23 protein-coding genes are annotated in these 26,296 nt (G+C 36.4%); 9 read left to right on the top strand and 14 right to left on the bottom strand.

The window, feature by feature from the left end:
• The first annotated feature begins 2 nt into the window (after positions 1–2).
• Entirely contained in the window at positions 3–986 is a 984-nt protein-coding gene (locus DCS95_RS03465; RefSeq protein ID WP_116769431.1) for an SDR family oxidoreductase, read from the top strand.
• A gap of 476 nt (positions 987–1,462) precedes the next feature.
• Here the strand turns inward: DCS95_RS03465 and DCS95_RS03460 are convergent, their stop codons facing one another.
• Positions 1,463–2,155: a Type 1 glutamine amidotransferase-like domain-containing protein gene (locus DCS95_RS03460; RefSeq protein WP_116769430.1), complete on the bottom strand. Its 693-nt coding sequence runs from the start codon at positions 2,153–2,155 to the stop codon at positions 1,463–1,465.
• 42 nt (positions 2,156–2,197) lie between these two features.
• Complete coding sequence (locus DCS95_RS03455) at positions 2,198–3,505, bottom strand: DEAD/DEAH box helicase (RefSeq protein WP_116769429.1); 1,308 nt, start codon at positions 3,503–3,505, stop codon at positions 2,198–2,200.
• A 503-nt stretch (positions 3,506–4,008) separates the two neighbouring features.
• On the opposite strand from DCS95_RS03455, the gene DCS95_RS03450 reads away from it, so the two are divergent.
• Entirely contained in the window at positions 4,009–4,245 is a 237-nt protein-coding gene (locus DCS95_RS03450; RefSeq protein ID WP_116769428.1) for a hypothetical protein, read from the top strand.
• 216 nt (positions 4,246–4,461) lie between these two features.
• Here the strand turns inward: DCS95_RS03450 and DCS95_RS03445 are convergent, their stop codons facing one another.
• Positions 4,462–6,012, bottom strand: coding sequence for an NAD(P)/FAD-dependent oxidoreductase (locus DCS95_RS03445; RefSeq protein WP_116769427.1), 1,551 nt, complete (start codon positions 6,010–6,012; stop codon positions 4,462–4,464).
• Positions 6,013–6,091: 79 nt separating this feature from the next.
• Entirely contained in the window at positions 6,092–7,492 is a 1,401-nt protein-coding gene (locus DCS95_RS03440; RefSeq protein ID WP_116769426.1) for a pyridoxal phosphate-dependent decarboxylase family protein, read from the bottom strand.
• Positions 7,493–7,607: 115 nt separating this feature from the next.
• Here DCS95_RS03440 and DCS95_RS03435 point away from each other — a divergent pair, with 115 nt between their 5' ends.
• Entirely contained in the window at positions 7,608–9,041 is a 1,434-nt protein-coding gene (locus tag DCS95_RS03435) for an aminotransferase-like domain-containing protein (RefSeq protein WP_116769425.1), read from the top strand.
• A 28-nt stretch (positions 9,042–9,069) separates the two neighbouring features.
• On the opposite strand, the gene DCS95_RS03430 is transcribed toward DCS95_RS03435, so the two are convergent.
• The 5 genes from DCS95_RS03430 to DCS95_RS03410 all read right to left on the bottom strand — a co-directional run bounded on the left by DCS95_RS03430 (position 9,070) and on the right by DCS95_RS03410 (position 12,796).
• Entirely contained in the window at positions 9,070–9,681 is a 612-nt protein-coding gene (locus DCS95_RS03430) for an alpha-ketoglutarate-dependent dioxygenase AlkB family protein (protein ID WP_116769424.1), read from the bottom strand.
• A 125-nt stretch (positions 9,682–9,806) separates the two neighbouring features.
• On the bottom strand, positions 9,807–10,286 hold the full coding sequence (locus DCS95_RS03425; RefSeq protein WP_116769423.1) for a hypothetical protein: 480 nt from the start codon (positions 10,284–10,286) through the stop codon (positions 9,807–9,809).
• Positions 10,287–10,392: 106 nt separating this feature from the next.
• Positions 10,393–10,767 carry a hypothetical protein gene (locus DCS95_RS03420; RefSeq protein WP_116769422.1) on the bottom strand — a complete coding sequence of 125 codons (375 nt, stop codon included), beginning with the start codon at positions 10,765–10,767 and terminating at the stop codon, positions 10,393–10,395.
• 1 nt (position 10,768) lies between these two features.
• Complete coding sequence (locus tag DCS95_RS03415) at positions 10,769–12,241, bottom strand: potassium/proton antiporter (protein WP_116769421.1); 1,473 nt, start codon at positions 12,239–12,241, stop codon at positions 10,769–10,771.
• Between the two features lie 123 nt (positions 12,242–12,364).
• A complete protein-coding gene (locus tag DCS95_RS03410) occupies positions 12,365–12,796 on the bottom strand; it encodes a cbb3-type cytochrome c oxidase subunit I (RefSeq protein WP_116769420.1) in 432 nt (143 codons plus the stop codon).
• A 115-nt stretch (positions 12,797–12,911) separates the two neighbouring features.
• Between DCS95_RS03410 and DCS95_RS03405 the strand changes: the two genes are divergently transcribed.
• Together DCS95_RS03405 and DCS95_RS03400 are read left to right on the top strand one after the other, a co-directional pair.
• The gene (locus DCS95_RS03405; protein WP_116769419.1) at positions 12,912–13,181 is read left to right on the top strand and encodes an ArsR/SmtB family transcription factor; all 270 of its coding nucleotides are present in this window, start codon (positions 12,912–12,914) and stop codon (positions 13,179–13,181) included.
• Positions 13,182–13,227: 46 nt separating this feature from the next.
• A complete protein-coding gene (locus DCS95_RS03400; protein WP_116769418.1) occupies positions 13,228–14,244 on the top strand; it encodes an LLM class flavin-dependent oxidoreductase in 1,017 nt (338 codons plus the stop codon).
• Positions 14,245–14,256: 12 nt separating this feature from the next.
• Here the strand turns inward: DCS95_RS03400 and DCS95_RS03395 are convergent, their stop codons facing one another.
• The 5 genes from DCS95_RS03395 to DCS95_RS03375 all read right to left on the bottom strand — a co-directional run bounded on the left by DCS95_RS03395 (position 14,257) and on the right by DCS95_RS03375 (position 19,086).
• A complete protein-coding gene (locus tag DCS95_RS03395; RefSeq protein WP_116769417.1) occupies positions 14,257–15,231 on the bottom strand; it encodes a carbon-nitrogen hydrolase family protein in 975 nt (324 codons plus the stop codon).
• 77 nt (positions 15,232–15,308) lie between these two features.
• Entirely contained in the window at positions 15,309–15,959 is a 651-nt protein-coding gene (locus DCS95_RS03390; RefSeq protein ID WP_116769416.1) for a peroxiredoxin-like family protein, read from the bottom strand.
• Between the two features lie 434 nt (positions 15,960–16,393).
• The gene (locus DCS95_RS03385) at positions 16,394–16,669 is read right to left on the bottom strand and encodes a hypothetical protein (protein WP_164674107.1); all 276 of its coding nucleotides are present in this window, start codon (positions 16,667–16,669) and stop codon (positions 16,394–16,396) included.
• A 271-nt stretch (positions 16,670–16,940) separates the two neighbouring features.
• Complete coding sequence (locus tag DCS95_RS03380) at positions 16,941–17,915, bottom strand: hypothetical protein (RefSeq protein ID WP_116769414.1); 975 nt, start codon at positions 17,913–17,915, stop codon at positions 16,941–16,943.
• Positions 17,916–18,216: 301 nt separating this feature from the next.
• Positions 18,217–19,086, bottom strand: a complete 870-nt coding sequence (locus DCS95_RS03375; protein WP_116769413.1) for an AraC family transcriptional regulator — start codon at positions 19,084–19,086, stop codon at positions 18,217–18,219.
• A 153-nt stretch (positions 19,087–19,239) separates the two neighbouring features.
• Here DCS95_RS03375 and DCS95_RS03370 point away from each other — a divergent pair, with 153 nt between their 5' ends.
• From DCS95_RS03370 to DCS95_RS03355, 4 genes are all read left to right on the top strand, one after another.
• The gene (locus tag DCS95_RS03370) at positions 19,240–22,749 is read left to right on the top strand and encodes a PVC-type heme-binding CxxCH protein (RefSeq protein WP_208630727.1); all 3,510 of its coding nucleotides are present in this window, start codon (positions 19,240–19,242) and stop codon (positions 22,747–22,749) included.
• A gap of 14 nt (positions 22,750–22,763) precedes the next feature.
• Positions 22,764–23,624, top strand: coding sequence for a sugar phosphate isomerase/epimerase family protein (locus DCS95_RS03365; protein WP_116769412.1), 861 nt, complete (start codon positions 22,764–22,766; stop codon positions 23,622–23,624).
• 10 nt (positions 23,625–23,634) lie between these two features.
• Entirely contained in the window at positions 23,635–24,765 is a 1,131-nt protein-coding gene (locus tag DCS95_RS03360; RefSeq protein ID WP_116769411.1) for a Gfo/Idh/MocA family oxidoreductase, read from the top strand.
• Between the two features lie 191 nt (positions 24,766–24,956).
• Positions 24,957–26,279, top strand: a complete 1,323-nt coding sequence (locus DCS95_RS03355; protein ID WP_116769410.1) for a 2TM domain-containing protein — start codon at positions 24,957–24,959, stop codon at positions 26,277–26,279.
• Positions 26,280–26,296: the final 17 nt, after the last annotated feature.

Genomic DNA, 26,296 nt, shown 5'->3' with positions numbered 1-26,296 from the left:
AAATGAAGGTATTATTTATAGGAGGAACAGGAAATATCAGTACACCAAGTAGTAGATTGGCTGTAGCCAAAGGAATGGATCTGTACCTATTGAATAGGGGAAAAGCCAAGGTTGAAATTGAAGGCGCGCATAGTATTATAGGAGATATCAATAAGCCTCATGAGCTAACGGAATTGAAAAAGCACGAGTGGGATGTGGTGGTGAACTGGATAGCTTTTACTCCCGATGATATAGAGCGAGATATTGAACTGTTTAAAGGTAAGACCAAGCAATACATCTTTATAAGTTCGGCATCGTGTTACCAAACGCCATTAAGTTATCCGGTGATTACGGAATCTACTCCGTTGCACAATGATCTTTGGGATTATTCACAAGGTAAAATTCAGTGTGAAGATCGTTTACAGAAGGCGTATAGAGAAGAAGGATTCCCGATTACCATTGTGCGACCTTCCTTGACCTATGACACCGTGATACCGATTGCCATTGGCGGATTCAATAAATTCAATACCGCACAGCGAATCTTGGATGGTAAGGAAATTATAATACATGGCGATGGAACTTCATTATGGACAGTGACACATTCAGATGATTTTGCAAAAGGATTTGTGGGATTGTTAGGATTACAAACTGCTATAGGACACGCTTTTCATATCACATCAGATGAGGTGTTGACCTGGAATATGATTTATAAGATTTTAGCTGATACTTTAGGGGAAGAAGCAAAAGTAGTTCATATAGCGTCTGATTTTATCTGTAAAATAGAACCCTCGTTTACAGGGACATTATTAGCGGATAAGGCAGAAAGTGTCTTATTTGATAATACGAAAATCAAAACTTTTGTACCCGGTTTCAAGGCCACTATTCCCTTTTCGGAAGGGATTAAAAGGACAATAAAGTGGTTATTGGAAAACCCCGAACATCAAAATATAGATGAAGAGACCGAAGCTAAAATAGAGAATGTGTTGAAGGCTTATAAGGGTTTGTAAGCTAACGAGAGTACTAGCAGGTTGAATCACCATTCGTATTACCCACCCCTTAATCCCCTCCCGGGAGGGGAGACTTAGATATTTTATTTGCGAGCTTTTGATTTACAAGTAATTTAAAATCGTCTTGTGAAATTTATCGCGAAGGATTAAAAATATGTTCAAACTATTCCCCTCCTGGGAGGGGCTAGGGGTGGGTGTTATTTGTGAGTTTCTAGTGTTTTTTAAATCTCAAGTAATAAGAACCATTCTATGAATTGGTTCTATTGAAGCAACTAACAATTAACCTCTTTGGAGGGGATGGATACGTTTTTTTGCGAGCTTTTGTCGAGTTTAGCTTCATAGGTTACCGAGTTGGTTTCCATTATATTAATTTGTCACACGGACAAGCTATTCCCCTCAAGGGAGGGGCTAGGGGTGGGTTGTAAGTGCTTAATTCATGGAAAAATAAGTACAATACTCAAACGGGCTTCTATTATTTACGATATAATGGTACTCGGTATCAATTCTTCAACAATTTCACCATCTTTCAAATACACGTAATAAGAATGATTTTCATCGTTTAAGGAAACTGAAGTATGAACTTCACCATCAATGAAATGAATTGCAGAACGGTCGTCGCAGGCATAACCATCTGAAAGTTTACCTGTTTTAATATTCTCGAAATATAAGGGTCTACGTGAAGTTTCTGAGTTGTAATGCGGGCAGTGGCTTTTGTCAATAAAGGCCATACCACCAACGATACTTAATTCTTTAGGTCTAGAATCCGTAGTGCCGCCATTGAACCAACATAAAGATCCTGCGCTACCACCACCCATAACTACACCGTTATCATAAGCTTTTTTAAGAGCAACATCTATACCTTGTGCTTTCCAAATAGCAAGCATATTTAAAGTGTTGCCACCACCAACTATAATAGCGTCCATACGAGAAATGATTTCCTCGAACGATTCTTTTTGGTCGTAAGAGTTGATCCAAACTGATAATACATGCGGATTAACATCTATCTCAGAGCAAACATCAAAGAAAGAAGCAATATACTTCTCGTCCTCACCACTAGCCGTAGGAATAAAACATATATTCGGTTTTTCCTTGCCAGTAGCTTTAGCAATATAATTTAAGAAAGGTACGGTATGGCGACCGCTACCATAAACAACCATTTGCTTTTTCATTGTGATAAAATGTTTTGCTAAAGATAAAAATTCTAACAGAAGCTACTCGCTTCTATTAGAATCAGTACGTTTTTTAGGTCTGCTCGAATTCCTATTATTCTTACCTCTAAAGTTGTTACCACCAGGCCTGTTTCGGTTTCTATTTTTGTTACGCGAATTTCCCTGTTTTCTTTGTGGTTGAGAAGGATGACTACCGGTGTCTTTCGGAGTATCTTCATCTACGAATTGATGCTCTGGCATACGTGGAACCGACTGCTTTATTAGTTTCTCGATATCGCGTAGGTAAGGTCGTTCATCTTTATCACAAAAAGAAAGTGCCGTACCACTAGCATTTGCACGCCCTGTTCTACCAATACGGTGAACGTAGGTTTCAGATACATTTGGTAAATCGTAATTTACAACTAATGACAAGTCTTCAACATCGATACCCCTTGCGGCAATATCGGTAGCTACCAACACTTTAAGATTACCATCTTTAAAAGCGCTTAATGCTTTCTGTCTTGCAGCTTGCGATTTATTACCATGTATGGCTGCAGAACGAATACCGGCTTGGTCAAGTTTCTTTACAATCTTATTGGCGCCATGCTTTGTTCTTGAGAATACAATTAAGGTATTTTCAGGATTCTCCTTAATAAGATGAATTAAAAGTTTAGGCTTGTTTGCTTTGCTAACAAAATAAACTCCCTGTTCCACTTTTTCTGCTGTAGCTTGTTCTGGCTTAATGGTAACACGTTCAAAATCGCCTAACATTTTTCTAGAAAGCTCCACGATATCTTTTGGCATAGTAGCCGAAAAGAACAATGATTGTCTCTTGGGAGGTAATTTTGCAATGATTTTTTTGATGTCATGTATAAAGCCCATGTCCAACATCTGGTCAGCTTCATCAAGTACTACATGCTCTAAATCTCTAAAAGAAATAAAACCTTGATTCATTAAATCTAATAAACGACCCGGAGTAGCCACTAAAATATCTACCCCACCTCTAAGTGCGTTTACTTGTTTCCCTTGCTTTACTCCGCCAAAAATCACGGTATTTCGTAGCCCTGTATACTTACCATATGCGGTAAGACTTTCGCTAATTTGAATAGCTAGTTCACGGGTAGGCGTAACAATAAGAGCTTTTACTTTTCTTTTCGTCTGTCTTAAGCTAATACCCTCATACAACTGATGTAAAATAGGAATACCAAAGGCGGCTGTTTTTCCAGTACCTGTTTGTGCCACTCCCAGAAGGTCTATGCCTTGAAGTAATATAGGAATGGATTGTTCTTGAATTGGAGTAGGGTGAGTATATCCTTCAGCTTCTAATGCTTTTAGGATTGGTTCGGCTAGGCCGAGTTCTTTAAATGTCATAAAATATTAATAAGATGCAAAGGTACGCTTTAATGTGGAAGGAAATGTAAAGTGAGGTTAAAGTACGAAGTACAAAGTACAAAGTATTAAGTAAGAAGTACTAGGTAGTTCAAAGTAAGAAGTATTAAGAAGTTAGAAAATAGAAAATAGAAAATAGAATATAGAGAATAGACTTTTTTGATTAGTTCCTAATCCAAGCTTATTTAGTAAAGGGAAATTTTCATTTTTTCAACAACCAACAACCAACAACCAACAACCAGCAACTCATTCTAAACTTGACTTTTGAGTTTACGCTTGTATTTGAACTTGTATTTAAAACATCATTTGTCGATTAACGACATCAAAAATCGGTAAGGTGTTTTTGGGGGTAATGTCGTTTATCGATGCGATTTTACACTTAGTCCGAATCTTTGTCAAGTAACGAGAATACAGTGTTTTTCAGCGATTCATCATCTAGCAAAACAAGGTCTCCAGCGTTTTAATATTGTAACAAAACGCAAGTCATGAAAACATTAGCAACTATCATCTTCATAATCTTTTTAAGCTTCACTGCTCAAGCTCAAAACACAACTTCAGAGGTTAAAGTTGAAACGATTGAAATGAGTATCATTACTGAAACTACAAATGAAGTAAAAGCAGAAGCTAATACAGAAGTAGCTAGACTATACAAATTCAAAAACTCAAGAATCAAAAGAGATTTGAACTTCATTACAAAAGCTAACAAGCCTAAGATGGCGTAAGGGGTAGAAGTTGGGAAGTACGAGGTACAAAGTACAAAGTATAAAGTACAAAGTAGTAAGAAGTTAGAAGTTATAAGTTAGAAAATAGAATATAGAGAATGGACTTTTTTTCATTAGTGCCTAATCAGGCATATTTAGCTTGCTAATTTTTTTAATTTCCAACAACCAACAACTCATTTTTGAACTTGAACTTGAACTTGAATCTTGCACTTGAACTTACAACCCTGCCATAGCGGCTTCGGCACAACGTTCTCCGTCCATAGCTGCAGAAACGATTCCGCCAGCATAACCACCACCTTCACCACAAGGAAAAAGACCTTTGATTACAGGGTGCTCCAATTTTTCGTTTCGTGGAATACTTACGGGAGATGAGGTTCTAGATTCTACACCCACGATATTTGCTTCGGCAGTATAATAGCCATGCATTTTATCGCCGAAAGCTTTAAAGCCTTGTCGTAATCTGCTTCCTATCAATTTTGGCAGCAATGAATGCAAAGGTGCGGAATTAAGTCCTGGTTGATAAGAGGTCGGATTTAAATCTACAGAAAGGTTTCCTTCTACAAAATCCGTCAATCGTTGGGCGGGTGCAGTTTGTGTTCTTCCGCCTGAGGTAAAAGCCAATCGTTCCAAATTCTTCTGATATTCCAGTCCTTTCAATGCTCCAAATTTCTCGTACTTCGGAATATCTTTATCGACATTAATTTCTACAACAATACCCGAATTGGCATACAGGTTGTTTCGTTTGGATGGAGACATTCCGTTTACAACAACCTCACCTGGTGAAGTTGCAGCGGGAACTATGAATCCGCCAGGGCACATACAGAATGAATACACGCCACGGTCTTTCACTTGTTCGACCAAACTATATGATGCCGCTGGTAGCAATTCGCTGCGGTCACCAGAGCAATGATATTGTATGCTATCAATAATATGCTGCGGATGTTCTATACGAACTCCCATAGCAAATGACTTTGCTTCTAGAGCGATATCTTTTTTATGCAGTAAATCGAATATATCGCGAGCCGAATGTCCCGTTGCCAAGATCACACGTTCAACAGCTATTTCATCGGTTTCGTTTAAAACAAGGGCTTTTAGCCTATTTTCCTTGATAACGAAATCGGTCACCTTGGTATTAAAATGAATTTCACCACCATGATGCTGAATGACCTCACGAATATTCTGAACAATTTTAGGAAGTTTATTGGTGCCAATATGCGGATGCGCATCTATCAAAATTTGGTCTGTAGCACCGTGAAATACCAAGCTTTCAAAAATGCGACGAACATCACCACGTTTAAGGCTACGGGTATATAACTTTCCGTCAGAATACGTACCGGCACCACCTTCACCAAAGCAATAGTTACTTTCTGGGTTTACTTGATGGTCTTGGTTTATGGCTTTTAAATCTCTTCTACGGTCTTTAACATTACTACCGCGTTCTAAAACAATGGGTTTATATCCCATTTCTAAACAGCGTAGCGCAGCCCACATACCTGCAGGTCCGAACCCTACAATATGAATTGGTTTAGCTTTTGATACATTTTTATATTTAAAATGCAGTGTATCGTTAGGGGCGGGTTCATTAATGTATACGGCTAATTTGTAATTGAATACAATTTTTGGCTTTCGTGCATCTATAGATTTGCGCAGTACCTTAATTTTAAAGGAGTTTTCTTCTAGTCCTAGATATTTTGCCGTACGAATTTGTAATCCGTTTAGGGTTGCTTCTTCCTTTAAAGTTAATCGTAACTGTACATTTCTGACCATGCGGCAAAATTAAATGAAATTATATTACTGATTTAATTATCCAGACATTCCTTTCAAGGTAATTTGAATCATAGATTTATTAAGATATTTCATTTAATGCATGTTTAAAGGAGTTTACAGAGCGTGTAATATCAGATGCAGTTGTTGCCCATGAACAAACACTGATTCTGATTACTTTCTTGCCATTCCAGACAGAACCGCCTGCCCAACATTCTCGTAACTCTTGAACCCTTTTCATGACTTTATCCGTTAAGTCATCATCAGCGCATGAAACTAGTACTTGATTAAAAACCACATCGTTCAAAACTGAAAATCCTTCTACTTCCATAATCTCCGTTGAAAATTGAACTGCCCTTTTGTGCATTTCCAAAACCATTTCATCAATACCTTTTTTGCCCAAATATTTCATTGTTGCCCAAAGCTCAATTACCCTAGCCCTGCGAGACATTTCGGGTGTGTAGAACATTCCATCTCTTTCATCACTTGTAACAATATAACTTCCCGCCATATGTAGCGCAGATTTAATGGCGTCTTCGTCTTTGCACAGCACAATACCACAGTCATAAGGTGTATTTAATGTTTTATGTCCGTCAACAGCCCAAGAGTTGGCTCCTTCAATACCCTTTGTTAAATGCTTTAATTTATCTACGGCACCGGCCCACAGACCAAAAGCACCATCAATATGTACCCATGACCCTGCCTTTTTTGCTATAGCACATAGCTCGGAGAAATTATCAAAAGAACCGCTATTAACATTCCCAGCTTGTAGAATTAAAATAGTTCTATCATCTAATTGGGGTAAACTTGATAGTTCTAGTCTACCTTGATCATCCACATCTACCCATTCAATATTTTCTTTACCAAATCCTAAAAGTCCGATTGCCTTAAGAATAGTAGAATGTGTATGTTTACCAGTAATAATTCGTAGTTGAGGTGCATTGAACAAACCTTTATTGTTAATATCCCAATTAAGGTTGGATAGTAATCTAAAGCGCGCAGCTGCCAGTCCGCAGAAATTAGCCGTAGATGTTCCGCTAACAAAACCAGCAACAGTACTTGCAGGAAGATTAAAAATCTCTTTTAACCATTTCTCAACAACAGTTTCTAGTACTGATCCAATAGGGGAGAGCACGTGCATGGCCGGAGCTTGATCCCAAAATGTAGATATTACTTTTGCAGCTAAACTTACAGGTATGGCGCCACCAGAAACAAAGCCGAAGTATCTAGCACCTGTTGTGGTAACTGTCGCAGGAGAACCGTATTCATTTAAAAATTGGATTACATCATTAGCATTGGTAGAATCTAACGGCATAGATTCATCAAATTTATCTAGGTCTGCTAAAGCCTCTTCTGTGGGATATACATTTCGTTCAAAAACACTTTCTAAGTATTCTTTTGCAAATTGTGACGCTTTTTCAAAAATGATTTTCTCATCCACTTCTTTATACATTTGGTTCTGTACTAAACTTGTGCTGCTCATTTTTATATGTTTTTAGAATTGTTATTAATTATCACATTCAAAATTGAACAATTTATAGATACCATAACAGATTCAGTTTTTGTAAATTTAACCAGTACAGATTTAATTTATTCAGTTGAAGAACCTTGATAATAAAGATTTTTTATACCTAAAAATAGGTCATAAAATTGAAAGGCAAATTCAGAGTGGTGTTTTAAAATTGGGAAACAAATTACCGTCTACCAGGATAATGGGACAGCAATATGGCGTAAGTATTAGTACTGTACTACAGGCTTATTATTATCTAGAATCCAAAAGCTTAATAGCATCTAAACCTAGATCGGGTTATTATGTGACTTTTAGTGCCCATACTTTACCTGATAGTCCGGCTATGAGTAATCCAGATCCCAGTTCTATATTAGGTAAGAATACGGAATTAATAATAGATTTTTTTCAAAATATAAATGCTGAAACTGTTGTTAATTTATCATTGGGCGTTCCGTCAGAAAAGCTATTGCCGATAGCTAAATTAAATAAGGTACTGCACGAGGCAATAGGTGTCTTAACACATGGAGGAACGATACAAGGTGATATTTTAGGTAGAAAAAAATTAAGACGACAAATAGCTCAAAGATCGGCACTTCGGGGTGGTGGCCTTACCGAAGACGATGTGATTATTACCTCTGGCTGTACCAGCGCATTATCACTGGCTTTAATGGCAGTTACCCGGCCTGGAGATACGATTGCTGTTGAAAGTCCTGTGTATTTCGGATTGATACAATTGGCAAATACGCTTGGTTTACGTGTAATTGAACTACCTACGCATCCGCTGTATGGAATGGATACGGAAGCATTACAAACGGCAATCGATACTAACGAAATTAAAGCTGTAGCGGTAATTTCCAATTTTAGTAATCCGATGGGAAATACAATGTCTGATAATTCAAAAAAAGCATTGGTAGAAATCATTGAAAAGCACAATATACCGTTAATTGAAGATGATATTTATGGTGAGATTTATTACGGAGATCATAGACCTACCACTTGTAAAACGTACGATACAAAAGGGTTGGTATTATTATGTAGTTCGTTTTCAAAAACACTATCTAGTGGATATAGAATAGGCTGGATTTCACCAGGAAAGTTCAAAGCTGAGGTAATCAGGTTGAAGCTATACGTTTCTTCTACCACAACTACTGTCACAGAAGAAGCGGTATCGTTATTTTTAGAAAAGGGTAGGTACGATCATCACCTTAGGAAACTAAGACAAAGATTACATGCAAATAGTTTACAATTTTTGGTAGCAATTGGTAAATATTTTCCAGAGGAAACCAAAGTAAGTAGGCCCCAAGGCAGTTTTTTATTGTGGGTCCAATTACCAGCTCATATAGATACTAGAGTTTTATATAAGTCTGCCGTAGCAAACGGGGTACGTTTTTCACCTGGTAGAATATTCACTTTACAAGAACAATATTATAATTGTATGCGACTAAGCTATGCTTTGGAATGGAACAATAAAGTGGATGATGCACTGAAATGTCTCGGTCAGCTCATTAAAGATTATAAGTAGTTTTCTAAAAAGGTCATACTAGAGAAAATCATTTTTCCACAATAGTTCTAAAAGTCAAATTCACTCTAGGGTGTTTGGTTTTAGTTGTTGGTGGCAACCTGTGCAGCCAATGGGTTTGTGTTTCATCTTTCATTACCAATAGGCTACCGTGTTCTAAATTGAGTTCAACCTTTTTTTTAGTTTCTTTATGTTTAAAAGCGAATTTACGTTTAGCACCAAAACTTAAAGAAGCAATTGCTCCGTTCTTTTTTAAGTCCTTTTCTCCGTCGCTATGCCACGCCATACCTTCGCTACCATCATGGTATAAATTTAATAGGCAAGAGTTAAATGTTTCTCCGGTTGCTTGCTCTGTTTTGGTCTTTAACTCAAGTAATTCCGGCGTCCAGGGTAGGGCTTGTTTGGTGGTTTTAGAATAGGTGTATTCAAAAGGCTTTTCACCGTACCAGGCTACCTTTCTTTTGGTAATGATTTTCTTCCCGAAAATGATGGCCTCATCGTTTTTCCATGCAATTTGGTTCAATAAAGTAGTAAGGTACGCTGTTGCTTTTGCATCATTAAAAAGTATGCCATGGTAATTCACCGTTCCTCCGTAGGGGAGTAGGTTTTTAGATGCATCAATGGCAATATCGAACAATTTCATAGTTTCTTTTTCACGCTAACCTTTGAACTAAAGTAATTGGTAATCCTATTAAAAACAAAAGCGAATGGTAATTCTTATCTCGGTCGACAAGAAAGCCATTCGCATAATGAATAAATTGATGCTCGTTATGAGCTTTTAAGCATATTTTTAATCAGTTTGTTCCATTTTTCTATGGACTGAAATTCTCCACTCAATTGAAAATTTACCGCTGCGTTATAAAACTCAAAGACAACATCTTCGTTATTGGTGTTTTTAGGGAAAAGCTTTAAAAGCAAACGCTCTGTAATTTTCTCTTTTCTTGCATAAGATTTACCAATATTGGCAATTTCAGAGCTTTTAATGGTAGATAAATCAGCATACTGTTGCTTCAATTCCTCTCCGTTTTTTGACACAAAGAATACATATTTCTTTTCAGTATCTACACCGATAGCGTAATGACCGAATATTTCATGTTGCGTTAATTGACAATTATATCTGCTTGCGATATCACTTAAAGATGACATCATTTTTTTTTCTTTTATTTTTCTACTTCTGCTCGTTAGAACAAAGGGCATTGCACATAGTGCAACAGATGCTAAACCAATAGCAGTTACTCCTAATTCCATTTTATAAATTTTTAAATATGATATATTGATTTTTATATGATGTTAATGGGCATCATATCAACGTATTAACTGAGGTTTTCAAAATGAAAACCTTTATTAAAATGGATTACCAGAAACTATGAAAAGGGAAGATAAGGTCAGACTTTCTATGCCTGATCAATAAAGTATTGGCATACAGTGTATACTGCTTATACTTAGAAGTAAATAAGTGCTCACCGCTAATTATTTGTGAGCTGAAACTTGTAAAAGGAAGTTTGTAATTGGGCGATGAAACCTCGGCAACGTCAGAAACAGAAATCTCCGTTTGTTGAGCATGAGGAGATAATATTTTAGAAGATGCTGAAAAATAGGTTTTCTGATTACTATTTTCATGTAGAACAACCTCGTTATAAAGGGGTAAAGTGTTGGCAGAACTATATATACCGAAACAATAAATTGTAACGAGTAAAAGCACTTTAAATATGTTGTTCTGTCTTGTCATTTTAACTTAAAACACTTTGGTCGAGAATTACCTTTACTTCTTTCAAACTTTCATCATTATCCAATAGTAGAACTAAAGTGTCATGAGCCTCAATAACGGTTGAACCTCCCGGACGTACAAATTTACCATTTCTCTTTATCATGACAATAAATGCCGACTTAGGAAAATGCAGGTCGATAATACGTTTTTCTACTGCAAAACTATCGGGAAGAACGGTTACTTCTTCCATGGAAGATTTGGGCAGATTAAGAATATATCTATCATTTTCGGCGATAGGTTTTACTTCATCTGGCAACGCAACGTTTAGCCATTTTGCAAATACGGACAATGTGGTGCCTTGTATCAATACCGAAGAAACCGATATAAAGAATACGATACTAAAAATAATGTTCGCCTTATCAATGCCTGCCAAAAGGGGATAGGTAGCAAATACAATAGGTACCGCACCTCGTAGACCAACCCATGAAATATAGAACCTTCGACCTAATTTCATTTTAAAAAACATAAGGCTAAGAAAAACACTTATCGGTCTTGCTACAAGAATAAGGAAAACAGAAATAAGTAATCCGATGCCCAAATAAGGTGTGATTTGAGAAGGAAATACTAATAATCCTAATGTTAAGAATAGCACGATTTGCATTAGCCAAGCCATACCATCGAACATTTTTAATATGGTAGACTTATGAATTAAATCTTGATTGCCCAAATACACTGCACAAATGTAAATGGCTAGGAAACCATTGCCACCAACGGCATCGGTTGCCGAAAAGGTAATGAACATTAATGCAATGACCAATACAGGATAAAGACCTTCAAAACCTAGTTTAATTTTATTGATTATGATTTCGCTGAGTTTTCCGAATAAGAATCCGCCAATTCCGCCTAAAATCATTTGTTGCAAAAACAAGGGGATAATGGACAGTATACTTAAATCTTGGTTGATGACCAAGGTTAAAAAAGCCAGGGTAAGCACATATGCCATAGGGTCGTTACTACCACTTTCCAATTCTAATGTAGGTCTCAAATTGCTTTTTAAAGCCAAATTTTTAGAACGAAGTATTGAGAATACGGCTGCGGCATCTGTTGAAGATACTATTGAACCAAGCAGCATACTTTCGTAAATGGTAAAGTCAGTAAAATAATAAACGAATGTACCCAAAGTAAGGGCAGTAAGTAAAACGCCTAGTGTAGATAGTACAAGACCTTCTTTAAGAATGGGTTTTACAGTTTTCCAATTGGTATCCAATCCACCGGAAAATAATATGAAATTTAGAGAGACAATACCAATAAACTGTGCAAGTTTAGGGTCATCGAACTGAATGCCTATAATACCATCGGATCCCGCAAGCATGCCAATCGCCAAGAAAAGAATTAAGGTAGGCACCCCAAACTTATACGAAGTCTTACCCACTATAATACTGATAAACAGTAGAATAGAACCTACGAGAAGTATGTTTTCTATGGTGAGATTCATTGGTGGTTATTGACATTTATTTTAAGCTGACAAAGGTATATCATTTATCAAAAAACCAATACAAATGTTAAGGTTTGGCAGAATGTTAACATGTTGCATTTCTTCCTATTATTTATCCAAAATTTAATTTGTTTTTCTAAATAGGGCAGTTATAATATTTATGGAGTATAATAACTGTACACAGACTGCCGCAAGTGCGGATAAAGTTATAGTTACTTGTGCGTCAAAATATAAAGAGGTAATACCTCGATTGGATTCCGGTAAGAAAAATGGGATGAGTAAAATCAAGCAGAAACCAATAACGGTAATGATTAAATGAATTACGGTAAGCCAATTTACTAACCTTCTGTTTAATTTAATTACTACCCAATAGCCTAATCCTAGAATTCCGAAGATAATAGAAATCAAAACAGCTAAATGCAATAATGCAATTACAATATATGTATCGTGAATATTTATGTCGAGTGTTTTATCAGGTTTTAGCAATCCAATAAGTAGTATTATTGGAATAAGAATCCAGAACAAAAAATGTGGTGCTTCAGTAATTTTCTTCATCTATAGCTGTAGTATTATTCTTAAGGTCAAGTTAATCATTATTAAGAGAATCACAATTCATGTTTAATACAATATTTTATAAATACATTTGTATGTATCAATATATTAAATCATCATGGAGCTAAAACAAGTAGAGAAAATTTCTAAGGCATTAAGTGATGTAAATCGTTTAAAGATATTGCAGTATATGCAAAAAAATCAAGGTAAGGTAGAATGTACCAAAGCGTGTAACTTGCTTGATTTAAGTCAGCCTTCCATTAGTCATCATATTAAAAGGTTGGTTGAGGCAGAATTAATCAACCAACATAAAATAGGACGTAATTACCACTATTCATTAAATCATGAAGTGTGGGACAATTATTTGTTGAGGTTACGGAACCTGTAGTTTTTTTATTATATATATAGATACTTTTAAATGTATTAATGAAATTATTGAAATGAAAAATATTAAATATTCTATATTAGATTTAGCCATTGTATCTGAGGGTACTACATTAAAAGACACCTTTGATCATTCATTGGCATTGGCACAAGCTGCCGAAGAAGTGGGTTATACCCGTTTTTGGTTGGCAGAGCATCATAATTCGGTAGCTATAGGAAGTAGTGCTACATCTGTTTTAATAGGGAACATTGCAGAAGGAACTGAAAAAATTAGAGTGGGGTCAGGTGGAATCATGTTGCCCAATCATTCTCCATTAATCATAGCGGAACAATTTGGGACACTTGGTATTTTATATCCTAATCGTATCGACTTAGGATTAGGTCGCGCACCAGGAACAGATCAATTGACTGCACAGGCTATACGTTCAGATTTTTTTCAGGCAGCACAGTCGTTTCCTTTAGAGGTTGAAAAAATACAACGTTACTTTTCTACTGAAAATGCAGATGCAAAAGTACGGGCTACCCTGGCAGAAGGGGTAGAGGTACCTTTATATATTTTAGGGTCAAGTACCGATAGTGCCCATTTAGCGGCTAAAATGGGATTGCCCTACGCCTTTGCCAGTCATTTTGCGACGACACATTTAATGAATGCATTGCAAATTTATCATCAGGAGTTTCAGCCTTCAAAAGAATTGGAAAAACCATATACCATGGCTGGCGTAAATATTATCATTGCCGATACCGATGAAGAAGCAAATCGTATTTCTACATCGCTTTATAAAATGATCGTTGGTTTGTTGACAGGAAATAGAGGGTTCATGCAGCCTCCGGTTGATATGACGGCCGAATTGAGAGAGTTAAGCAAGAACCCATCTGTTCAGCAAATGTTGAAGTATTCCTTTATTGGTAGCAAAGAGACGGTTAAGAAGCAAGTGCAACAATTTATAGCCGATACACAGGTAGATGAACTCATTGCAGTTACCAATATTTATGACGGTAAAGACCGTATAAAATCATACCAATTGTTTGCGGAGATTATGAAAGAACTGAATGGGGAGAAGAAATAATTTCTCTCCCTTTTATTCTTTTATATCCAGTATAGATTGCCTTTCCCTGTTAACGGTAAGCTTGGTGACATCTGGTCTTGAATAGTGCCCAACAGGGTCAAAATTTTGACGCTCTTCAAGCACTCTAGTAAAATCTATAGTCGCTGTAATGAGTCCCTCTTTATCGATTACTGGGGGCAATATCCATTCCCCGTCAGGTCCTGCAATACAAGAACCACCATTTGCTAAAGTATCTGGACAGTTTTCAAGAATAGCATTTAAGTGCGGAGTATCTTCAGGGAAATCGGTTTTGCTCATTAGGCTTGAAACTGAAACAACGAACGATCTAGATTCCCTCGCAATAAACCTTGTGATATCGGCAGTATTGTAATCGGAGCCCGGCCACACGGCAACATGCAGGTTTTCGCCTAAGCCATATAGGGTGGTTCTGGCCAAAGGCATCCAGTTCTCCCAACAGTTTAACCCGCCAACACTAAAGTTCTTAAGATCATGAACTTGTAGGCCATTACCATCACCTGGTGACCATGTTAATCGTTCTTCATAAGTTGGTTGTAGTTTTCTGTGTACCGATTTAATTTGCCCTTCACTATTTATGTACGCCAGAGAACAATATAGACTATGACCACCTCTGTTCTGGGCGCGTTCCATTAACCCTAAGTAAATGGCAATTTTATGTTGCTTCGCTAAAGCACATATATCATCTAATTCTCCCGCTTCAATTTGAATGGAATTCTTGATATAATGAGCGTGAATTTCTTTCTGTACCGAAGAATTGAATTGAGCACCATCGGTCATGGAAACCCAAAAAGGGTAACCTGGTAATAGTGCCTCACCAAAAACCACCAATTCACAATCCTCATCACTAGCTTTTACAATATATTCCTTGATTTTAGTAATTGTAGCTTCTTTGTTCAACCAAACCGGTGAGATTTGGGCCATACCAATTTTAAGGTTGTTTTGAAGCGGAGTGTCTATTATTTTGGGCATTGATCGGTGGTATTTACAATTCGTTTTAGCAAATTACTAGTCAGGTACTCGTAAATTCAAATTTATTGACCGTTATATTAAAAAATACTTTTTAAAGCTTCAATAATTTCATCGGGTTCTGAACGTGTTCTGTAATCTACATTCACATAGTTCCATTGAACTAAACCGTTAGTGCCAATGATAAATGTCGCAGGAATAGGTAATACACTACCGTTTCCATTATTTATTTCCTTAAGGTCAAGTTCGCGGTCTATTCGCATATGGTCTAATAAAAACTCCGGTACTTCCCATGCAACTCCGTATTGCGAAGCTACTTTTGCATCTTGGTCCGATAATACGGTAAAATCCATATTACTGATCTCGTTTTTTGTCATACTGGTATCTGGCACTTCAGGACTAATGGCTACCAATGTAGCACCTAAGGATTCAATTTCCTTTAATTTAGCCTGTAAAGCTCTTAGCTGTAAATTACAATACGGGCACCAACTACCACGATAAAAAGTAACCACAACGGGACCTTTGCTTAAAAGGTCGGATAGTTGAACATCTTTACCTAAAGGATTGGGTAATATAAAATCTGGAGCTTTTTCTCCTATTTTAATGGCGTTTTTCCCTTTTTCAAAAGCTTTTGCCTCATTGATGATATCATCAACCCCTTTCATAAATTCGGGGTTCTTTTTGCGTCCGAATGCAATTTTAGCATCGGTTTGTTCTCTTAGTTTCTGCATTTTTTCTTTTTCATTATCTACGTTATATTTTTTTGCGGATAGATATAACGTATGTATTTATTGTTCGTAATCTGTTAGCACAATTATCAAGACTCTCCACTTCCTTCTTAAAAAGAAACAAATAAGCTTCTAAAGTATGATTTTCTGGTAGTCGGTTAAATAAAAATTCCGGTTTTATTGTCAGGATTTTTGCGTACGCTGTTTGAGTCGAGTACATTACCAATAACTTTCAATGCCTGCTTTTTCTTGATGTCTTTATTTTTAAGCCGTTGAAAGGGTTGATGATATTGCGGATTATAATTGTGGAAAATGCTTTTGTAAATTCAGTTGATTCAAAAGAGCGTGGTAGTTTTAGCCAAAAAGAATAGACTATTTTACCATAGAGAGAACTGGAATAGGGCTTTTCATAGGAGGTTTTGTTGTAAGTAGTTTTATTATTTATTGGTGGCTTTTCCGATTTCCGATATAACCTTTTCCATTTTAGATTTTACATACTGAACCTGAAAAGCTGTAATACTATCGGTAAATCCATTTCTCCAATAAAAACTAATTTCCGGATTTTCATTATGTACTAGTACTTCTATTGGAATACCTTCCTCTAAATCCATAAATGAAAGGTCCTCTGAGTTTTTTAAGATTAAAGAATCGTTTATAAAGTATTCGAATTGAATTTCTTTCATATAAGGGTTATCCATAATTGTACTGGTCATTTTTGCAGAAATAATAATCCCTTGAGCTTTATAAAATTCATTTTCGTGATACTTTTCAAATGATTTTTCCCGACAAGAAATTGTGGTAAAAAATAATAAACCAACTAGATAAATGAATAATGGAGTCCTATCAAACATTAGGTTTTTCAAATTACTTACAACGTGTTTGTATAAGATTAGTTGCGTGTTTTAAGCACCTAATTTAGCCAATACAAACCGAATGGAAAATCCGCGAGGATTTTCGTAAGTAGGCTTGCACTAGCAATTAATTTTATACGGCGTTGGCATTAGTATTTTTCCTTTCATTATAGTTACTAATTACAAATCCTATTGCTGCTGCAAATAAAGACAGAACCATTCCGATAACGATTGCATTTAGCAATTCAATTCGGTTACTTAAGTTTTCGTTTCTTAATTCGATTAGTTTTTCTTGATTAATTAGTTCTTGTTTTAATAATTCAATTTGTTGATTAGTGTTTTTTAATGCTAGAGTTTTTTCAGCATTATCTAAAATTCCATTTTCAAGATTTTTAAGTCTTTGGTTTATTCCTACAAATGTTTTCGTAGAGTCAACAACAAATAATGTGTCTATTACTGTAGTATTATTAGCCTTTTTTAGTTTATTAATCTGCGTTTCTAAACTATCCATTTGCATTAATATCATTGCATTAACAAGAGTTGGTTTATCAATCTCTTTTCTGTTGCTTGTTGAAATATAGAATGCAAGTATAGAGGTCAATACACCAACGATTAGACTAGTCAAAGTCCAAAGTGATGTTCTTTTTTTGTAATCTCTTTTTCTCTCAATATTTTCTAAATTCTTTTCTTCAATTTGTTTAGATTCTATTTTTTCTTCAATTTTTTTCTTTGCAGACAAAGTCTCAAATTCTGGAAATTCATCTTTTGATATTGAAATCCAATCGTCTTCTCCATAAACTAAAATTTGAAACTTTTCTTCGTCAATTGGATAAACTAAATAAGTTGGAATTCCTTCTGATTTTAAAGCTTTTGCGTAAAGTTCTGTTTGAACTTTTACATTCTGCTTTATTTGTGGATTTATTTGACTTTTGAATTCAACTTGTCCAATGTAATTTCCAATCCGAATGTCTAGCAGTAGTAGGTCAATTTCTACTCTTCTGCCACTTATAGAATGAGCAGGTGTTCGCTTTAACAAACTTGTTTTAGGGAATCCTTTTTCCTCTTCTAAAAATTTGTAAAATGATTCAGCAAGTTTGTTTTCTTCCATATGAGTTTTATATTAATGCCAACAATAATATATGTACACAATTGCACATATATCATATATATAAGTTTTAAATCTAGGAGATTTTAACAATGTAAGAAAGAAAAATTGCACAAAAATTGTTATTCGTAAACCTGCAGTTTAGTTTTATGGTAAAGCTATCAACAGGTCAATATTACAGTTCGGTACCTAAAAACTACAATTGGGTTTTTTAATTCAGATAAAAAAGAGTTCATGTTTGTTCTAACAAGGTAATAATAGAAAGCTATAGAGAATAATTAAAATTCGATATAATAGATATTAATCAATACACCTCATATTCTTTTTTAAACGCCAAAGGTGTACGATTAGTAATCGTTTTAAACTGTTTATTAAAGTTAGATAGCGTTTGAAATCCGCTTTCGTAGCATGCTTGTGATACGTTGATTTTCTGTTCTATAAGTAGTTTACACGCATGTCCTATACGTATTTCACTCACAAAATCTGAAAATGATTTATTTGCATGTTGCTTAAAGTACCTGCTAAAAGAAGTGGGTGTCATATTAGTGAGTTTAGCCAAGTCTGCTAGAACCATTTTTCGTTTAAAATTTTTCATTACGTAGGCATATACTTTAAACATACGTTCGGTATCGGCTTCTCTTAATGTGTTGGTGTAACCTGGGCTGGCTAAAATTTGGTATTCTTTAGTGTTACTTATAAAGTTTAGTATTTTTAAAAGGTGAAGAATACCATCGAACCCGTCCATCGGTAACAGATCTAGCATCAACTTTTTTAAGGTTATGGCAGATTGTTCTGTAAATTCCATTCCTCTTAAACTTTTATGGAATACCTGTCGTAGACGAATGGCTTCATCACTTTGTAAAAGGTTCTCTCCTAAAAAGTCTTCATGAAAATAAATGACAACTCCTTCAGACCAAGCAATATTCTTTTCTTGTTCTTGCTCATTTTCACTACGCCACAAGTGTGGCAGATTTGGACCTGTAAATGTTATATCTCCGGCCTTAAAGGGTTTTACACTATCACCAATAAACCTAGTGCCGCTTCCTTTTAAAACTAAAAACAATTGATGTTCAGAATGAAAATGCCAATGTGGGTCAAAAATGGGCTCATTTAACATACGTGCCAAGTAGGCGCGAGTTTCTGGTATAGGTGATTTTTGAAGTGCAGATTTCATTGGTACTAGTTAAATGAAAGCATTCTGATATGAGCTTAAATATCAACTAATTTATCAAAATTTAATTGATTAAGTAAATAGAATGATAAAATACAGTCAGTATGTGATAAATGAGAGTATTTTCTATTTTATTATTTGAAGTAATATTGAGTAATGAAATCTAGGCTTGATATGAAAACCCATCACTCATTTTTTAAAACTTTTTTATTGATACTGCTTTTTACAGCTTGTACCCCTTCCAAAAAAGAGCGGTTAGATGAACAGCCAAGAAGAGTAGAATTACTTTTTCTAGGGCATGAATTGGAGCATCATAATTCAAGGGAGTATTTTCCGATTTTAGCTTCCTCTTTTACCAAAGACGGAATCAACATCACCTACACAGAAAAACTATCAGATTTAAATGAAAAGAATCTGGAGTTGTATGACGGACTTATAATATATGCCAATCACGAAGAAATTGGTAATAATGAAGAGGAAGCACTTTTGAATTTTGTAAAAGAGGGTAAAGCTTTTATTCCTATTCACTCCGCAAGTTTTTGTTTTAAGAATTCACCTGAATATATCAATTTAGTTGGTGCTCAATTTATGAGTCATGAAACAGGAACCTTCACTGCCGAAATAGTGGATAAAGAACACCCGGTTACTAAAGATTTGTTAGCATTCGAAACTTGGGATGAAACCTATGTTCATGATAAAATAGCAGACGATATATATGTTTTGATGGAACGTGTGGAAGGAGATAAAAGCGAACCTTGGACGTGGGTCAAAGAAGTTGGGGAAGGCAAAGTTTTCTATACAGCGTATGGTCACGATGAGCGCACTTGGAATAATAAAGGTTTTCAAGAGCTAATTAAATCTGGAATTTTATGGGCTGTAGATGATAAGGTGAAGAAAAACTGGGAAGCCTTTATCAAAGATATACCGACCCTTAAATATGAAGAGAGAGCGAATATACCCAATTATGAAAAACGTGATCCAGCACCAAAATTTCAACTACCACTGTCTCCCGAAGAATCACAGAAATTAATACAAGTACCGGCAGGGTTCGATGTTCAGTTATTTGCTTCAGAGCCAGATATCATTAATCCCATTGCAATGAATTGGGATGAAAAGGGAAGACTCTGGGTCATTGAAACAGTAGATTACCCCAACACGGTTCGTAATGATAATAGTATTGGTGACGATAAGGTGAAAATCTTAGAAGATACTGATGGTGACGGTAAAGCAGATAAGGTTACTGTCTTTGCCGAAGAATTGAACATACCCACAAGTTTCGTTTTTTATGATGGTGGTATAGTAGTTTCTCAGGCTCCGCATTTTATTTTCTTAAAAGATACCGATGGTGATGATAAGGCAGACATTAAAGAAATTTTAATTGACGGGTGGGGAACTTTTGATACGCACGCAGGTCCTTCAAATTTACAATATGGTATTGATAACGATTTATATGGTGTAGTAGGTTATTCAGGATTTGAGGGAAATGCTTTTGGTCAAGATTTAAAGTTCAATCAGAACGTATACCGATTCAATCCGAAGCAAGAAACATTTGAAGTTTTAACAAATACCAGCAATAATACTTGGGGCTTAGGTATTACAGAAGACAACGCCATTTTCGCATCTACCGCAAATAATACGCATAGTGTGTTTGTGGCTATACCCAATAAAAATTTAGAAGGAGTAAAAGGTATAGGTGCTGACGGCAGTGCTAAAATTGATGGGCATTATTTTATGCAGCCAATTACGCCTAATGTAAGACAGGTAGATGTTTTTGGAGGTTTCACAGCAGCTGCGGGGCATCATTTTTATACCGCAAGAGCCTACCCGGAAAGGTATTGGAATAAAGTAGCCTTTGTGTGTGAACCTACTGGCGGTTTGGTACACCAAGCGAGAATAGTGAAAGAGGGTTCAGGATATGCCGAGGAAGATGCAGGCAATCTATTTGCATCATCAGATGAATGGAGTTCACCCGTAGACGCAAAAACGGGACCTGATGGGGCTGTTTGGGTGGCTGATTGGTATAATTTTATAGTTCAGCACAACCCAACACCAAATGAAGATCGCGGTGGTTATGATGCTGAAAATGGAGAAGGTAATGCTTATGTAAATCCACTTAGGGATAAAGGTCATGGTAGAATTTGGCGTGTAGTACCAAAAGATGATTACGAGTATGAACCTGTACAATTATCAAAAGACGAACCAGAGGGGTTACTAGAAGCTTTAAGTAGTAATAATCAATTTTGGAGGTTAACCGCACAACGACTTTTAGTAGAAAGAGGAGAAGACGATGTTTTAGACGACCTCTATAAGTTGGTAAATGCAAAACAGACCGATGAGAGTGGTTTAAACAATGCTGCCTTGCATGCCATTTGGGCAATCCATGGTCTAGATAAGTTAGATTTTGATAGTAATACCCATAATGTAATTAAGGGAGCATTATATCATAAGGCAGCAGCAGTAAGAAAAGCGGCTATTCAAATGTTGCCCAGAAATGATGATACAGATGCAGCTTTGTTCAAGGCAAATATGCTAAACGATAGAGACCCAAGCGTGCAACTGACAGCGCTACTATATTTTACAGAAAGACCATCTTCTAAGAAGGTAGGAAATCTATTGTATGAACTTGCCCAAGATGATACCGTGTTAAATGATTCATGGTTATACAGAGCTTTATATGCTAACGCTACTAGACATATGAACGGATTTTTGGAAGCCTTTCATAAGGCGAATCCTGATTATGAATTACCGGTAGAAACAAACATGAATATGAGTACTGCGAATTACGATGATAGCGATTGGCAAACTATGGAGATTCCGCAATTCATTGAAGATGCCGGTTTAGACATGGACGGAATTATTTGGTTTAGAAGAGAGGTTACAATACCAGCAAATATGGTAAAAGGTAGCACGATATCGTTAGGTCCGATCGATGATTCTGATATTACCTATATAAACGGCATTGAGGTTGGTAGTATGACATCTAGCTTTAGTTCTAATAGAAATTACGAAATACCCGATGGTGTACTAAAACCAGGTAAGAACACAATTGCTATTAGGGTCGAAGATACTGGTGGCGAAGGTGGTATTTACGGTAATTTTTGGCAGATGTATGTACAAGCTGGCGAATCGATGGAAAGGATTCATGGTACTTGGAAATATAAGGTAGAAAAGAGCTTTACCCAACAAGAGGAAAAATCTGCGACCATGTTCGATATTGTAGCGCTTTTGACCAAATATTATGGCGATAAATCAGAAAATTTAGGTGCTGTAGTTACAGATAAAGTAAGCGATGTCAAAGTAATTAAGATCAATACGATAACAAATGAGATGAAGTTCGATGTTACCCGGTTTACGGTCAAAGCTGGTGAGCAAGTGGAGCTGGTATTGCAGAATCCTGATTTTATGCAGCATAATTTGGTGATTACAAAACCGGGCAAAAAAGAGGCGGTAGGTAAAGCGGCCGATAAAATGGCGGCAGACCCAAATGCGGCAGATCTTAATTATGTGCCACAAACGAGCGATGTGCTTTTTGCAACACCAATTTTAAATCCAGACCAAACATATTCGCTTAAGTTCAAGGCGCCGAGCACACCTGGCGAATACCCATTCATATGTACGTTCCCTGGACATTGGAGAATTATGCAAGGTGTAATGATTGTTAAATAATAAAGAGTATTTACATGAAGAATAAGATAGATTTTGGTGTAAGTACTTGGTTATGGCAGTCACCTTTTACCTCAAAAAGTATAGCATTGTTTCCAAAGATAAAGGCATTGGGTTATGACCTCGTTGAAATACCTGTAGAAAACCCCTTATTGATCGATGGAAATAAGATTAAAAAAGCGCTTGATGATAACGGTTTAAAGGTATCTGTTTGTGGTGCATTTGGTCCAACTAAAGACCTTACGCATGAAGATGAAAAAGTCCACTTACAGTGTTTTAAGTATCTAGAACAATGTTTTGACTTATGCAATGAATTAGATGTAAAGTTCTTTGCAGGTCCAATGTATTCTGCGGTCGGAAAAGCCCGTTTGGTTTCTTCAGAACAACGCAAGAAGGAATGGGATTTAGCAGTGTCCAATCTTAAAAAAGCTTGCAATATGGCTTATGCCCATGACTTGTGCATAGGGTTGGAGCCTCTGAATAGGTTCGAATCTGATATGATCAATACAGCTGAAGATGTTATGCGTTTGGTTACGGATATCAATCATGATGCGGCAAGAGTGGCTTTAGACGGATTTCATATGACTATTGAAGAGAGAAATATCCGTGATGCAATAAATAGGGTTGGTGATAAATTGATACATCTTCAAGTTTCTGAAAACCACAGGGGAGTACCAGGTACGGGACTCACCCCATGGAACGATTTTAAACTAGGACTTCAAGATATAAACTATAATGGCGCATTGGTCATAGAAAGCTTTACACCAGAGATTAAAGAGTTAGCGGCTGCAGTGTGTATTTGGAAAACTATGGCCAATAGCCAAGATGAATTTGCATCGCAAGGGCTACAATTTCTGAAACAAACGTTTAACGATTGAAAATATAAAGATGAGCGAGAAGAAAATAAAAATAGCTATTGTAGGTTTGGGTTTTGGGGCAGAATTCATCCCTATTTATAAAAAACATCCGAATGCTGAGTTGGTTGCAGTTTGTCAGCGTAATGAAGATAAATTAAATGAAATTGCAGATGCTTTTGATATTTCTAAGAGATATACATCCTATGAAGAATTATTAAAAGATGATGAGATAGATGCTGTTCATATAAATACTCCGATTCCGAATCATGGGGAACAATCTATTAAGGCATTAAAAGCAGGTAAACATGTAGCGTGTACCGTGCCTATGGCAACAACGGTAGAGGAGTGCAGAGAAATTGTTGAGCTAATCCAGAAAACGGGACTTACCTATATGATGATGGAAACCGTGGTGTATGCTAGGGAGTTTCTTTATATGAAAGAGCTTTATGAAAATGGAGAGTTAGGTAAAGTTCAATTTTTAAAGGCAAGCCATCAACAAGATATGGACGGTTGGCCTAATTATTGGCCAGGGTTGCCGCCAATGCACTACGCGACACATTGTGTTGGTCCGGTTTTAGGTTTGACCCAAAACGAGGCGGAATATGTTTCTTGCTTTGGATCGGGTACCATTCGCGAAGAGTTGATTAAAGAATACAATTCACCATACGCAGTAGAGACCACTCATATAAAATTTAGGAACTCAGATTTAAGCGCTCAAGTTTATCGTTCGTTGTTTGATGTGGCCCGCCAATACAGAGAAAGTTTTGAAGTTTACGGTTCAAAGAAATCTGTTGAATGGCCCCTAATAGAGGGGAGACCTTTGGTAGTACATATGGCTAAGAAACCAGAACCAGAAATACCTGAAGAGGTTGAATGTCCCGATTTTGCAAAATTGCTGCCTAAAGAAATTCAAGGGTTTACAACACATGGTGTATATGACGAAGGCGATAATCAACATTTGTCATTTACCCAAGGTGCAGGGCACGGCGGTTCGCACCCACATTTAGTACATGCCTTTGTTGACGGTTTAATAAATGGCTCTTCGCCTTACCCAAATGCAAAGCAATCGGCCAATATTACTTGTGTGGGTATACTATCTCACGAGTCTGCGATGAAAGGAGGGGAAATTATAAAGCTTCCTGATTTCACATTTACTAATTAGAACTATATCAACTTTACATGCACAATTACAGTTCGGAAGTCTTAATCGACAATTCGGACTGTTTTTTTTTAAATTCGGTATTTATAGCTTCATGTTTGTTCTTTAATAGGGTAGCTGTAGAAAGCTAATGACTTCTAAAAGGAAATCCCTAATTTTAAAAATTAGAAACCGATCAATTTAAGCTTACAAACATGAGTAGTTTTTTAAAGGTAGTAAGAATAGCAATAATCATAGCCTTGGTTATGGAACTGGTTCGGTTGCTTCTATCTGATTGGGAAAGCATAACATTATATGGCGAAATGCAATTTACAGGTATAGCCTTTCTCTACTCTTTTATGCTATCTATGGTTAATATGTATTTCAGCGACTATATCTCTAAAAAATATAGTTGGGAGAATGAAACCAAAAAACGGTTATGGTACGGTGCTTCTGGCTCAATTATACTAACGGTTTTGGCGTTTGGTGCGGTACGTGCGTTTACAGAAATTTATATTTTTGGGCACAGCTTTTATGAGTTTATAGCAGGAGAAAAAGTAGAATATTATTTTTACGCGTTACTGGTAACCTTGGTAGTATCGCTGTTTTTACATGCCTTTTATTTTTACAAAGCCTTACAAGATACCAAGGTAAAGGAGCAGAAAATTATTGCTGGTTCGGCATCTGCAAAGTTCGATGCTTTAAAAAATCAGCTAGATCCACATTTTCTCTTTAATAGTCTCAACGTGCTTACCAGTCTAATCGAAGAAGATCCTATGCAGGCGCAAAAATTTACTACATCTTTATCTAAAGTGTATAGGTATGTATTGGAGCAGAAGAGTAAAAATCTAATTTTGGTCGATGAGGAACTTAAGTTTGCACGAACCTATGTGCGACTTTTAAAAATGCGTTTTGAAGATAGTATCGTATTTGAAATTCCTGATGAGGCAACAGATCCCGAAGCTAAAATTGTACCGCTATCGTTACAATTATTATTAGAGAATGCGGTGAAGCACAATGTGGTAACCTCTTCAAAACCATTGCATATTAAAATCTATGAAGAAGACGGCTATTTGTATGTAGTCAACAATTTGCAAGAGAAACAGGTTGTTAAAAAGAGTAGTGGTGTAGGGCTACAAAATATTCGTCAGCGGTATGCCATTCTTACCAAAAAGGAAATGCAGATTTTTAAGACCGCAAAAGAATTCAAAGTACGTTTGCCCATGTTGACAAATGCCATATCGTTTCGAGAAACCCAGGCATCGCACATTAGTGCCAAGCGTTATGAGAAAGCAAAAGAACGTGTAGAACTCATAAAGGGTTTTTATGGCAACCTTACTTCGTATTGCATTGTTATACCCGTACTCGCCTATATCAATTTTACGACGACCAGTTTTGTTTGGGTCATTTTCCCTGCCATTGGTTGGGGTATTGGCTTAATTGCCCACGGTTTAAAGGCATATGGTTATAATCCATTATTTGGCAAAGGCTGGGAAGAGAGAAAAATAAAGGAATTCATGGATAGAGAAAACTTTTAAATGAATTTTAAATAGAA

Origin of the sequence: Maribacter litoralis, assembly GCF_003075045.1 — a bacterium.
Taxonomy (GTDB): Bacteria; Bacteroidota; Bacteroidia; order Flavobacteriales; family Flavobacteriaceae; genus Maribacter; species Maribacter litoralis.
Note: the sequence above shows the minus strand (reverse complement) of the source record. Positions and strands in the feature narration are given on the sequence as shown.

Bases quoted from the DNA above. Each gene is read 5' to 3' on its own strand.
- DCS95_RS03405 (WP_116769419.1), top strand. From the start codon at position 12,912: ATGGAGCTAAAACAAGTAGAGAAAATTTCTAAGGCATTAAGTGATGTA.
- DCS95_RS03425 (WP_116769423.1), bottom strand. From the start codon at position 10,286: ATGGAATTAGGAGTAACTGCTATTGGTTTAGCATCTGTTGCACTATGT.
- DCS95_RS03360 (WP_116769411.1), top strand. From the start codon at position 23,635: ATGAGCGAGAAGAAAATAAAAATAGCTATTGTAGGTTTGGGTTTTGGG.
- DCS95_RS03420 (WP_116769422.1), bottom strand. From the start codon at position 10,767: ATGACAAGACAGAACAACATATTTAAAGTGCTTTTACTCGTTACAATT.
- DCS95_RS03395 (WP_116769417.1), bottom strand. From the start codon at position 15,231: ATGCCCAAAATAATAGACACTCCGCTTCAAAACAACCTTAAAATTGGT.
- DCS95_RS03430 (WP_116769424.1), bottom strand. From the start codon at position 9,681: ATGAAATTGTTCGATATTGCCATTGATGCATCTAAAAACCTACTCCCC.
- DCS95_RS03445 (WP_116769427.1), bottom strand. From the start codon at position 6,012: ATGGTCAGAAATGTACAGTTACGATTAACTTTAAAGGAAGAAGCAACC.
- DCS95_RS03465 (WP_116769431.1), top strand. From the start codon at position 3: ATGAAGGTATTATTTATAGGAGGAACAGGAAATATCAGTACACCAAGT.
- DCS95_RS03385 (WP_164674107.1), bottom strand. From the start codon at position 16,669: ATGACCAGTACAATTATGGATAACCCTTATATGAAAGAAATTCAATTC.
- DCS95_RS03440 (WP_116769426.1), bottom strand. From the start codon at position 7,492: ATGAGCAGCACAAGTTTAGTACAGAACCAAATGTATAAAGAAGTGGAT.
- DCS95_RS03450 (WP_116769428.1), top strand. From the start codon at position 4,009: ATGAAAACATTAGCAACTATCATCTTCATAATCTTTTTAAGCTTCACT.
- DCS95_RS03410 (WP_116769420.1), bottom strand. From the start codon at position 12,796: ATGAAGAAAATTACTGAAGCACCACATTTTTTGTTCTGGATTCTTATT.
- DCS95_RS03365 (WP_116769412.1), top strand. From the start codon at position 22,764: ATGAAGAATAAGATAGATTTTGGTGTAAGTACTTGGTTATGGCAGTCA.
- DCS95_RS03460 (WP_116769430.1), bottom strand. From the start codon at position 2,155: ATGAAAAAGCAAATGGTTGTTTATGGTAGCGGTCGCCATACCGTACCT.
- DCS95_RS03415 (WP_116769421.1), bottom strand. From the start codon at position 12,241: ATGAATCTCACCATAGAAAACATACTTCTCGTAGGTTCTATTCTACTG.
- DCS95_RS03375 (WP_116769413.1), bottom strand. From the start codon at position 19,086: ATGAAATCTGCACTTCAAAAATCACCTATACCAGAAACTCGCGCCTAC.
- DCS95_RS03355 (WP_116769410.1), top strand. From the start codon at position 24,957: ATGAGTAGTTTTTTAAAGGTAGTAAGAATAGCAATAATCATAGCCTTG.
- DCS95_RS03370 (WP_208630727.1), top strand. From the start codon at position 19,240: ATGAAATCTAGGCTTGATATGAAAACCCATCACTCATTTTTTAAAACT.
- DCS95_RS03455 (WP_116769429.1), bottom strand. From the start codon at position 3,505: ATGACATTTAAAGAACTCGGCCTAGCCGAACCAATCCTAAAAGCATTA.
- DCS95_RS03380 (WP_116769414.1), bottom strand. From the start codon at position 17,915: ATGGAAGAAAACAAACTTGCTGAATCATTTTACAAATTTTTAGAAGAG.
- DCS95_RS03390 (WP_116769416.1), bottom strand. From the start codon at position 15,959: ATGCAGAAACTAAGAGAACAAACCGATGCTAAAATTGCATTCGGACGC.